Here is an 11351-nt window from a genome sequence, read left to right on the forward strand (position 1 = left end):
AACTGGGTCAAAAATTATTTTGTCCAACGGCTTCCCCAAAATTGTTACCTGGTAGAACTTCAGTTGGTACCTTTTGGCTGAAAAAACAGATATCAGATAAGCATTCTGACGGTATTTTAGTTCAATTCTGATTACAAAAATAAAGGGATCTTTAAAATCAAAATTTGATTTTAAAGATCCCTTTATTTTGCAGCAAAAGCGTTATGACCTATTTTGTTGCCGGCCATCTTTTTGAACTCTTAATTTTACTTTTAATGTAAGCATAACCAATTGATAAGATGAATGAAATTAGAACAGCAAAAATTGTTTCAACGATCGCACCATCGTAACCGGCCTCATCAAGGATATCAATGATTGCTTTGTGCAGAAACATGATCCCAAGTGTCTGCTGGCCGACCAACTGGATTGGTTTAATAACAAATTGTGGCATTAGTTTGCAGAAATAATAACTAAAACTAAAGACAACTAAACAGATGATAATAGGAATAAACATAATGTAAGAAACTCTGGAAATCGGGATATGGTGATAGGATGCATGAATGATCTTGGATTTTAAGAAGAAACCAAAATTAAACCGATCCATGTGTTGTTCCCAGAAAATCCAGAGGGTAATAAGTGCACAAGGAACGATAATCCACAAATCACTGACAATTTGCTGAATTTTGTGAAAATATAAATAGCCAAACAGCATGAAAAACAATGCAATGAATGCCACGTCAACATCCCAAGGGACATATTTCCACTGGAAAAAGTAAATGTGTTTATAGCTGGTTGAAACAATCAGCGAAATAAACGCGACGATAATCTGAGCTTCCCGGTTTTTAACGTATGTAATAATGATAGATGTGAACAGCAATGCTAATAGATAAACGTTAATGTACCAAAAGACACTCAAATAGTTATTTAATGTTCGGCCACCATAAGCCAATCGGACAAAGTAAAAGAGTGTGTATGACCAACTTTCACCACGAATAAAATGTGAAAGCAGGATTAGAAAGCTACCACAGATAAAGTATGAAACCAATAACGGAATAATTCGTTTCTTTAAAAACCCCCACCAATTATTATTAATAATTGGTTTTAAGAAAAATCCGCCCATAATGAAGAAGATCGGCATGTGCCACCAATAAAGGAAGTGAAACATGGTGCCGTGCCGAGTCATGGCATGACCAAAGACAACGGCAACGATCCCAATTGCTTTGGCAACGTCAATCCATTCAATTCTTTTCTTACTCACAAGTTTTTCACCTCTAAAATTATTAAGAACACTAATAAAAGTATTTTAGTGCATATTGCATGGGATTGACAATACATTTTGGTCACTTGTTATCAAAATGACTTATGCTTAAGACATTTTTAATATGTCAGGGATTAATTGTTATTGATAGCTTCTTTGATTACAATGAGTCAAGAATCATCGAAAGCAAACGAAAGTAGGAAACATCATGGTTAGAAAACAAAGCGATTCTGATGAATCCAGGGATCAAATGTTGTCTGGATCCGCTTGGATGACAGCTGGCAGCATTCTCAGTCGATTTTTAGGAGCCATTTATATTATTCCGTGGGGAATTTGGTTTGGCAATTACTTTTTTCGAGCAAACGCGTTATATGGACTCGGATACAATATCTACAGCTTTTTCTTGATTGCAGCCATTGCAGGGATTCCTTCAGCAATTGCCAAACAGGTGGCTCATTATAATGCACTCAATGAGTATGGTGTCGGTGTTCGGTTATATAAGCGCGGCCTCGTCTTGGCAGCTATCATGGGAATTATTTGTGCAGCCATTCTGTACTTTGGCGCTCCGTTAATTGATGATGGCAATCCGAATGTGATTCCAATTCTTCGCTCCTTGGCGTGGGCGGTCTTAATTATCCCCACAATGAGTTTGACCAGGGGTTATTTTCAAGGGTATCAACAAATGGCACCTTCTGCAATTTCACAATTTGTTGAACAGTTGGCCCGGGTACTGTATATGCTGCTGACCGCGTTTGTTATGATGCAAATCCTACATGTTGATTGGGTTAAAGCGGTATCGCAATCAACGTTTGCCGCATTTGTTGGTGCCGCGGCCGGAATGATTTCTTTGATGGTTTACTACTTAAAGCACCGTGATGTTTTCAGATCATTAGTTCGAAATAGTAATAATCAACTGCGGGTATCCCCCAAAGAACTTTACCGGGAAATCGTCGCTCAAGCTGTACCATTTATTATATTAGGTGCGGGAATTACAATTTTTATGTTGATTGATCAGTTTACATTTTTTAAAATTATGCGAGTCGCGACGACTTATTCGGAAGCGACGTTGGCTGACTTATATGCCATGTTTGCTGTGAATGCCAATAAATTAATTATGATTACGGTTTCGTTGGCATCAGCTTTAGCCATTACAGCCGTTCCGCTGCTGTCCATTGCACTGACTAATAGCGAGAAAAAAGAAATTTCTCGCCAAATTTCCAACGTGATTGTCCTTTTCCTGTTCGTAATGATTCCGGCGTCGTTGGGAATGGCAGCCATTGCAGGGCCGTTAAACCGGGTATTCTATGGCACCACTCAGCAAGCATTAGGCGCCAATATTTTAACATTTTCATCAATTGTTTCAATTCCGATGGGGTTATTTGTCGTGATTTCGGCGGTCATGCAGGGATTGTCCGAAAACAAACGGGCCGTTAGGTTTTTCTTGGTCGGGACTCTTGTTAAATTATTGATTCAGTGGCCCTGTATATATTTTTTAGGTGCGTTTGGACCATTGCTGTCAACTGGAATTGGCCTGTCGGTGGCAAATTGGTTAATCTTACGGTCATTAGATCGGCAATTTGGGTTTGAAAAACGGATGCTGTCAATTGCCATGGAAAAGATTTCAAAATATTCATTATTTATGTATCTCATTACAATTTTGGTGGTTCATGGTGCCAATATTGTTCTAGGGTATGTGTATCACCCATTTGGTAGGAGTGGCAGTTTGCTGGTGTCATTAGTGGGTGTGGGAATTGGTGGCTTGATTTACATTTATTTAACATTAAAAAGCCGAATTGCAGATATGGTGTTGGGCCCGAGAAGTAATCGGTTGAGGAGAATGTTGAGGATAAGGTAAAAGAGTGGTCTAAAGAGCGGTTAGATCCCAGAATATAAGCCCCCTAACCCTAATATTCCGGTTTTGAATATTAGGGTTAGGGGGCTTATATGGCGGGGATCTGCTCTTTAGACCACGTTTCGGTTAGGAAGCCTAAAACAGGAGGCTTTTAAATATTAGGGTTAGGGGGCTTATATGGCGGTGAGCTCTTCTTTTCACTATCTTCTGCGAAAAAACGATTAAGTTTAACCCGGGTTCTGATTGACTTATATCATGTGAATTGATTCAGCAAATCATCTTTGAGTTAATTCAGACTCAAAGCAATTTGAAATTTATCTAAAAAAAGAAAAACAGATTTCGAAAGATTAATCGATAAGCAATCGTTGCAGATAGAGGAGGATTGAGTTTCCAATTAATCATTTCGAATCCGTTTTTGTTTAGGGGACTATTTTTAGACACTCTGATTTTTCTTCATAAATTTTGGTAATGCTTCACTGATTTGATGAGGTAAGACCACGTATTGTTTGTGGGCCAATTTATCGGCAATTGCACTATGGGCAAAGACAGCTGCTAACACAGCTTTGGGCTGATCAGCAAATTGGGCGGTAAAGCCACCAACCATTCCTGCCAAGGTGTCACCCATGCCACCGGTTGCCTGAGCTGGCGTTCCACCTGTGTTTTCATAGACACTGTCTTGATAGTAAACTTGGGTTCGATGTGACTTCACCACAACCAATGCGTTCAGTTTATTGGCAGCGGCTTGATTGGCTTCAGGTGTTTGATCAGCGATTTTAATACCGGAAACGCGTTGCCATTCCATCTGATGGGGTGTCAAGACATTCAGCGAATCTTGAGGTAGCGTTAAGTGGTTTTGTGCAACCAACGTTAGCGCAGAACCATCAATAACCAATGTTTGATTTTTATGCGCAAGTTCGAACGTCTTTGTCAAAATTGTTAATGCCTGATTATCTGTTCCCAAACCAGGACCGATGACGACAACGTCAGCAGCTGAAATAATTGGTGAAGCTGCCTGTGAATCATGATAATCAACAAACATCGCTTCTGGTAACCAATCGTGTAGGCTAGTTTGATTAGTCGGGTCAGTCATGGTAGTGACCAAGCCGGCTCCGGAATAAACGGCAGCAAGCGATGCCATAATGATGGCCCCACCAAAGTTTTGACTGCCACCAATTAAGGCAATTTTACCATAAGTTCCCTTGTAACTATTTGCAGGTCGTTTACGGATAACTTTTTCGAGAATTGACTGCGTGATTTTTTTCAAATTAAAAACCTCCCAACAACATTCACTTTCTTTTAGTATAACATTATGAGTCCGACGGCAAGTCCAACAATCGTTACTGATTGTGATAAAATTGAATCATAAGATGACAGGAGTGAGAAAATAATGACAATTAATTGGCAAGAAGAAGCAAAAAAATATCGGGATGACTATTTGAAAGACTTAAAAGAATTGATTAGCATCCCCAGTGTTCGCGATGATGAACATGCAACTGATGAATATCCACTTGGTGAGGGGCCAACCAAAGCGTTATTAAAATTTCTTTCATTTGGTAAACGTGATGGGTTTGTTACTAAAAACTTGGATAACATTGTTGGTTATATCGAATATGGTAGTGGTGACCAAACAATGGCCATGCAGTCTCACGCTGACGTGATGCCTGCCGGTGACGGCTGGCAAACCGATCCGTTCACCATGACTGAAAAGGATGGCAATGTTTATGGTCGGGGAACTTCTGATGATAAGGGGCCGGGATTAGCAGCATACTATGGTCTAAGAATCTTAAAGGACCATGGTGTAACACCTAAAATGAAGATTCGTTTGATTATTGGAACTGATGAGGAAAGTCAATGGACGGGCATGAAACATTACTTTGATGTTGAGCCGGAACCCACTTTTGGTTTCTCACCAGATGCAGAATTTCCACTGATTAATGGCGAAAAGGGGAATTCAACCTATGAAACAACTTTTGGCCATACCAACGGTGATGCGTATACGTTAAAGAATTTTAATTCAGGCCTACGTTTGAACATGGTGCCGGGTAACGCCACAGCAATGGTTGAGACAGATGATAATGAAGGATTTGTGGATGCCTTTACCGATTTTTTGGATAAGAATGCGGTATCCGGAGATATTAAAGCAACACCTAATGGAATTGCTGTTCATGTGATTGGAAAACAGGCCCATGCGATGGAGCCTAAAAATGGTGTCAATGCTGGAACCTATATGGCTAAATTCCTGAGTCAGTTTAATTTTGAAGGGGCAGCCAAGAACTTTATTCGATTTATTGCCGACAAGCTGCACGATGATTCCCGGGCAACCAAGATCGGTGCCGCTCATGTTGATGACGTGATGGGTGACTTGACAATGAACGTTGGTATTATGACGTTTAATGAAAAAGACGGTGGTCTGGTTAATACCAACTTCCGTTATCCCAAGGGAACCAGTGATCAAGAAATCTTAGATCGACTACAAACCGTTGCTGAGAAGTTTGGTGGAACCGTTAAGGAAACTGAAAACATGGGACCACATTATGTGGATCCTGATGACCCAATCGTTAAGACATTGCTGCATGTTTATGAAGCGCAGACAGGCACCAAAGATGTTCAACCGGAAGTTGTCGGTGGCGGTACCTATGCTCGGCTAATGAAGCGCGGAGTTGCATTTGGGGCATTATTCCCAGGAACTGAGGATACGATGCATCAAGCCAATGAATTTCAACCGATTAACGATTTGATCAAAGCAATGGCAATTTATGGTCGGTCCATTTATGAATTGACAACTAAGTAAACACATTTGAGGTGTTAGAATGCTTGAGTTTAATTATACAAACATTTTGGTGGGGGTTGACGGTTCTAAGACGTCTATTAAGGCGGTTACTAAAGCAATTGCCGTTGCCAAACGAAATCAGGCAAAATTGATCATTGCGGCGGTCATCAACGATCGTGAGTTCATGGGGGTTTCAAAGGCTGCTTCGATTGGTTTTGGTAATATTGATCCATCGACAATTGACGCTTTAAAATTGCGTTATGAAAAAATGGTCGCAAGGTATGCTGATCAAGCGCGGGCTGTTCATGTTAACGTGAAAACGATTGTGACGTTTGGTGATCCGAAAACAGTTTTGTCAAAACGGCTTGTTGATGAAGAAGACGTTGATGCAATTGTAATTGGAGCAACTGGGGTTAATTTTGTCTCACGCTTAATGCTGGGATCGACGGCTTCCTTTGTAATTGCTCACGCACCGTGTGATGTCTTTGTCGTTCATCGAGATTAGTGAGGCCATTTTTTCTTAGTGATCGTCGTGATGGCAAATAAAAGGAGGCTGAGGCAAAATTTGATTTTGTCCAGTCTCTTTAGTGTTATTCCAATTATTGCAGAGTAAAAAGGGTGGCAGAAAGTTAGTTCCATTCTCCGGTCTTCTTTCAGCATTAAGAAATAAAATCATTTATTTTTGGCTTCCTTTTGCCGATTATTATTGATAATCAACGCCCAAATGCCAGGAATGATATATAGCAGACTGCCAAGTATGCCAATGATCATCATCACAATTGGCCAAACATAACCGTTGTTTTGGTGTAGGCGTTTAAGTCCAAAAAATACGATGATCTGTTGTGCCAGGTACAGTCCGCCAAGGATTACCAACACAATGTTGACAATCCATGATGTGGGCTTAAAAATCATGCCGGCAATTAATGTCAAAACTAAAATAACAGTGACAAACCACCAGATAATCCAGCCAACGATCTGGGCACCAGTGAGATTTTCTTTATTTTTCAAGTAGCATCACCTTCTTTACGACTAACGTTTGGTTCAACTTTACGGTAATCAAAAGATTTTGTAAACTGACTGACGGGAGATGGTTAAATGATTGTTGATATTACTTTCGGGACAACTTTTGGGCATACATTAGCGCATTATTATCGGCTTAAACATCAACAAAGTGAAGTCATTGCGTTACCATTGGCACTTGACTTTGGGGAAATTAATCAGGATGATATTTTGGCATCACGACAGAAAACGTTTGAGATGATGGCATCTGGGTTTCATGAACAGCAGCTCAAAGACGCGTTGGTAACCCTTAGACAAGCATTACAACAGTTAAAAACGGTGATTAAACGGGGAGATACGTTACGAATCTGGTGGGATGAGTCGTCCGCTAATTACTGTGGCTTTCTTTGGTTGTGTCAGCAACTATCAACTATTGATAATCCGGTTTATCAGATCAAATTGCCGCTTGTATTTCCAACCCCGGAAGTTCTTATTGCCATTTCCAGTATCGATGAATTAGCGGATCAGGATATTGATAAATTTAATTTATTCTCTTATCAGCAATCGCTCCCCAAACTGATTCGTCGGAGTTGGAGTTACGCGTGGAGATCTTTAAGAGATGACAATCGAGTGGTTCGGATTGTTTTAAATGGCCATGTATTAAGTCAGCCGATCACATTTTATGATCAATTTATTTTGTCAACAATGGATACTGTTCATTTTATTAAGGTTGAGCAATTACTGGCAAAGATTCTTGGAACCTATGGCAGCGGGTTTGGCAGCCAATTTTCAGAGGTCTGGTATCGTTATCGGCTTCACACTTTGGCCAGCCAAGGGATGTTTGAAATTAAAACAGATAAAAAGTCTTCCAAAACAACGATTCGCTTAAAGTTGCCCAAATGATCATTTGATTAGAAAAAATCACACAGGAGTTGCATGTGACCCATAAAAACGTTTATACTTTTCCAAGCGCACAAATTCGAAATTATTAAGTGAGGGAATCGTTATGATTGATGTTTTATTTAATGAAAGCTTTTCATCGACGTTAAAATACTACTATCAGCAGCATCATATCGATCAAGAAGTATTATCAATGCCGATGTATTTGGGGTTAGGTGACATCAATCAATGGAGCTTTACTGAGGCCCGTAAGACCTTATATAAAATCATGAGTACTCATTCTAAGACAATTGATCCCCACGAGTATGGTGAGCATTTGAATGCAATGACGAGTCGATTAAAGCAAGCAATTAGTAATCGTGAGACAATTCGGGTTTGGTGGAGCGACTTGGCCGACGATTACTGTGGTTTCCTGTGGTTATGCGATTATTTATCGGAGCATCAGTTGCAAATGTTTAGCATTCACGTGCCTCTAAGCTATGCAATTAAAGGAAACCGATTGATAACATTGGATAGTATTGGTGAAATTACGGAGGATCAGTTGGCGACCCTAAATTTATTTAAGACGGAAAAAGTAATTTCTGCAGAAAAGCAACTGGCCTATAGCTATGAATGGCGGGAACTTAGAAGTGACAACACACCGGTTCGGGCAATGATAAATGGCCACATGCTTAGTCAGGAAATTGATTTTTATGATCAATTCTTGTTGGGAAACGTTAAAAAACATCGATTCCGGAATATTATCAGAGTAATCGGTGATACAATCGGGTCTTCACCAATTGGGGTTGCTGATTGGTGGTATTGGCATCGGATTGATTATTTAATATCCAAAGGTGTCTTGGATTACAAAATGCCAACTAATATGGCGGTTGGTAGTATCAAGCTAAATAAAGTCAATCAAACCACGTTTTGATCGTTGAAGATAAAACAGAGCGGGACAAAGGGCGTTTAACTTCCAGAGTGTAATTGAATTATCCGAATATTCTGAACTTGAATATTTGGGTAATTCGATTACACGGCCGGAAGTTGCCTTTTGTCCCGCGTTTTCGCTCGGTAACAATCGTGTTTACACGAACAGAGGCTGGGATAAATGACTATTGTCCCAGCCTCTTGTCTGTTAAAACTTAAATGGTCTAATTGTCCATGCCTTGTGATCTCAATTTGAGGAGCTCTAAATGACATTTTCTTTCGGTTGCCTAATTTTCGCCAAAGCCTGATCGATTTGGCCCAGCACAATTTCAATATTTTTCGGATTGGATAGATCATATTTTTGTAAATCAATCCGAATTTTAGGACTAACATCATATTCTTGATACCATTTTTTATAAGCGGTCCACATTTTAAAATAGTATTCTTGGAGGCCTGGATTGTCATCAAACTGCTCGTAATCGCGGCCTCGTTTTTTGATTCGGTACTTGATTGTATCAAAGTCACTGTCTGCATAAACCAATAGATCAGGGGCTTTTTTGGGCAACTGGTTTAACTCAGTCATCATGTTATCAAGTAGCTTGAGATAGACAGATAACTCAGTATCAGTAATGTTACCCTCGGCGTTGTTTTCTTTAGTAAATAAGGCATCTTCATAGATTGAGCGATCCAACACGTTATTGTCATTATTAAGCGCCTGTTTGATCATTGCAAATCGTTTATTCAAAAAGTAAATTTGAAGTAGAAATCCATATTGTTTTGGATTTGAGTAATACAGTGGCAGAACCGGATTTTCGCCGACTGGTTCAAAAAAGGCCTTTGTGCCTAAATGCTCTGCAATTTTTCCTGTAAGTGTTGTTTTGCCAACACCGATCATTCCTGCTGTGATTATCACCATGGTAGCCCCTCTTTTAATAAAATTAACAATATATAGTGTACCATAGAATATGGTCACACAATATCTATAAATCTTGAAAAATCCAATCACTATCTAAAGGCTTATTCTCATTAAGTAGTACAATGAAAGTATTGAATAACTGATGGAGGGAATTATTTATGTATAAAGCGGTTGTTTTTTTCGATTTGGATGGAACGTTATTTGATAATGAAAAGAATGTCTCCAAAGAAAATATTGCAGCAATCAACGAACTACGTGCCAATCACATTTTGCCAATCATTTCGACTGGCCGAAATATTTTTGAGATTCAGTATGTCATTGATGCAACTGGTATTGACTCATTAGTAAGTGCTAATGGCAGTTATGTACAATATCAGGGTAAAAAGTTAAAAGCAGAAGCCATTCCTGATGATGTTATTGAAAACTTACTGACATTCGCTCAGAAGCAGGGGGATGTGATTTCATTTTATAATAACCGAGAATTTGCTTTAACAGCTGAAAATGAGTTAACGAAGGTCAACTATCGGCTTTTGCGGTTGACCCCACATGTTGATCCCGACTTTTATAAAAATAATGAAGTTAATTTCTTGAATGTCTTTAATTATGATAAGGATCAATTATATCAAGATGAGTTTAAAGGAAAATTGTCATTGGTTCGGAACAATCCGCGGTGTTTGGATACGATGAACTGGGGTGTCTCCAAACAAACCGGCATTCAGGCCATGCTTAAACAAGCTAAGTTAGGTGATATTCCGTCTTATGCATTTGGCGATCAGTTAAATGATTTACAAATGTTTGAAGAAGTGAAGTATCCAATTGCGATGGGAAATGGTCGGCCTGACGTCAAAGCCAAAGCTGCTTATGTCACGAAATCAAACATTAACGGCGGGATTGTTAATGGATTACGTCATTATGGATTGATTAAATAGTGTCAATTGAAATAATAAAGTGAATTGCGCCCGTTTTACACGTGCAAAACCGGTAAAAATAATGTCGTTTAATTATAAATAGTAAAAGCGCGTTAGCCAATAAATCCCAATGATTTACTGGCTAACGCGCTTTTACTATTAGTAAGGTAACAATTACTTGGTCATTTGTTTCTCAATATTAGCTAATGTCATTTCAGCAGTTGACTCAAAATTAACATCAGCGGCTTTGAGAATTGTTTTATCGCCAATTCCAATTGAAGTTTCACCAGCAGCATTGATTGATTCAACGCCGGCAGCAGCATCTTCAACCCCAATGCATTGGGCAGGTGCGAGGTTAATTAATTCAGCACCCTTAACATAAATTTCCGGATCAGGTTTTCCTTTGCTTAAAGTCTTGGGGTCAACAATCTTAGGGAAATAATCTGTTAGTTGTAATTTTTTCAAAACAGTTGGGGCGTTCTTGGAGGCAGATGCCAATGAAAGCAGATACCCACCATTTTTGATTTCATCAAGAAATGCTTTGATACCTGGCAAAATATTTGCCGGCGTCATTTTATCAACTAATTTAAGATAATTGGTATTTTTTTCGGTAGCTAAAGCAACTTTTCGATCCTCAGTATATTTATTTTGAAGATTTCCTGCTTTTAAAATCATTTCCAAAGAGTCCATTCGGCTGATTCCTTTCAAGCCATCTTCAAGTTCTTTGGACCAAGGGGCGCCTACCTTATCAGCCACTTGGTGCCATGCTTGACTGTGAAAAACCGAAGTATCTGTAATAACACCATCTAAATCGAATACGAAGCCCTTAATATCAGAAAAATGTGCCATTCTTCATCACT

At 39.3% G+C, this 11351-nt stretch carries 11 protein-coding genes; 6 read left to right on the forward strand and 5 right to left on the reverse strand.

Going from position 1 to position 11351, the window contains the following annotated elements; genetic code table 11:
* Positions 1–208 precede the first annotated feature (208 nt).
* On the reverse strand, positions 209–1237 hold the full coding sequence (locus tag FC85_RS10425; RefSeq protein WP_057865472.1) for an acyltransferase family protein: 1029 nt from the start codon (positions 1235–1237) through the stop codon (positions 209–211).
* A 208-nt stretch (positions 1238–1445) separates the two neighbouring features.
* Here FC85_RS10425 and FC85_RS10430 point away from each other — a divergent pair, with 208 nt between their 5' ends.
* Positions 1446–3092: a putative polysaccharide biosynthesis protein gene (locus FC85_RS10430; protein ID WP_371862940.1), complete on the forward strand. Its 1647-nt coding sequence runs from the start codon at positions 1446–1448 to the stop codon at positions 3090–3092.
* A 430-nt stretch (positions 3093–3522) separates the two neighbouring features.
* Here the strand turns inward: FC85_RS10430 and FC85_RS10435 are convergent, their stop codons facing one another.
* Complete coding sequence (locus FC85_RS10435) at positions 3523–4353, reverse strand: NAD(P)H-hydrate dehydratase (protein ID WP_057865474.1); 831 nt, start codon at positions 4351–4353, stop codon at positions 3523–3525.
* Between the two features lie 123 nt (positions 4354–4476).
* Here FC85_RS10435 and pepV point away from each other — a divergent pair, with 123 nt between their 5' ends.
* Positions 4477–5880: a dipeptidase PepV gene (gene pepV, locus FC85_RS10440; protein ID WP_057865475.1), complete on the forward strand. Its 1404-nt coding sequence runs from the start codon at positions 4477–4479 to the stop codon at positions 5878–5880.
* Between the two features lie 19 nt (positions 5881–5899).
* Entirely contained in the window at positions 5900–6364 is a 465-nt protein-coding gene (locus tag FC85_RS10445) for a universal stress protein (RefSeq protein ID WP_057865476.1), read from the forward strand.
* Between the two features lie 167 nt (positions 6365–6531).
* Here FC85_RS10445 and FC85_RS10450 read toward each other — a convergent pair whose 3' ends face one another.
* Positions 6532–6867: a hypothetical protein gene (locus FC85_RS10450; protein ID WP_057865477.1), complete on the reverse strand. Its 336-nt coding sequence runs from the start codon at positions 6865–6867 to the stop codon at positions 6532–6534.
* Positions 6868–6954: 87 nt separating this feature from the next.
* On the opposite strand from FC85_RS10450, the gene FC85_RS10455 reads away from it, so the two are divergent.
* Together FC85_RS10455 and FC85_RS10460 are read left to right on the forward strand one after the other, a co-directional pair.
* Complete coding sequence (locus FC85_RS10455) at positions 6955–7761, forward strand: DUF3658 domain-containing protein (RefSeq protein ID WP_057865478.1); 807 nt, start codon at positions 6955–6957, stop codon at positions 7759–7761.
* Positions 7762–7864: 103 nt separating this feature from the next.
* On the forward strand, positions 7865–8671 hold the full coding sequence (locus tag FC85_RS10460) for a DUF3658 domain-containing protein (protein WP_057865479.1): 807 nt from the start codon (positions 7865–7867) through the stop codon (positions 8669–8671).
* A 258-nt stretch (positions 8672–8929) separates the two neighbouring features.
* Here the strand turns inward: FC85_RS10460 and FC85_RS10465 are convergent, their stop codons facing one another.
* Positions 8930–9583, reverse strand: a complete 654-nt coding sequence (locus tag FC85_RS10465; protein WP_057865480.1) for a deoxynucleoside kinase — start codon at positions 9581–9583, stop codon at positions 8930–8932.
* A 158-nt stretch (positions 9584–9741) separates the two neighbouring features.
* Between FC85_RS10465 and FC85_RS10470 the strand changes: the two genes are divergently transcribed.
* Positions 9742–10512, forward strand: a complete 771-nt coding sequence (locus FC85_RS10470) for a Cof-type HAD-IIB family hydrolase (RefSeq protein ID WP_057865481.1) — start codon at positions 9742–9744, stop codon at positions 10510–10512.
* Between the two features lie 153 nt (positions 10513–10665).
* Here FC85_RS10470 and pgmB read toward each other — a convergent pair whose 3' ends face one another.
* Positions 10666–11340: a beta-phosphoglucomutase gene (pgmB, locus tag FC85_RS10475; protein ID WP_057865482.1), complete on the reverse strand. Its 675-nt coding sequence runs from the start codon at positions 11338–11340 to the stop codon at positions 10666–10668.
* Positions 11341–11351: the final 11 nt, after the last annotated feature.

It is taken from the genome of Lentilactobacillus diolivorans DSM 14421 (genome assembly GCF_001434255.1).
GTDB lineage: Bacteria > Bacillota > Bacilli > Lactobacillales > Lactobacillaceae > Lentilactobacillus > Lentilactobacillus diolivorans.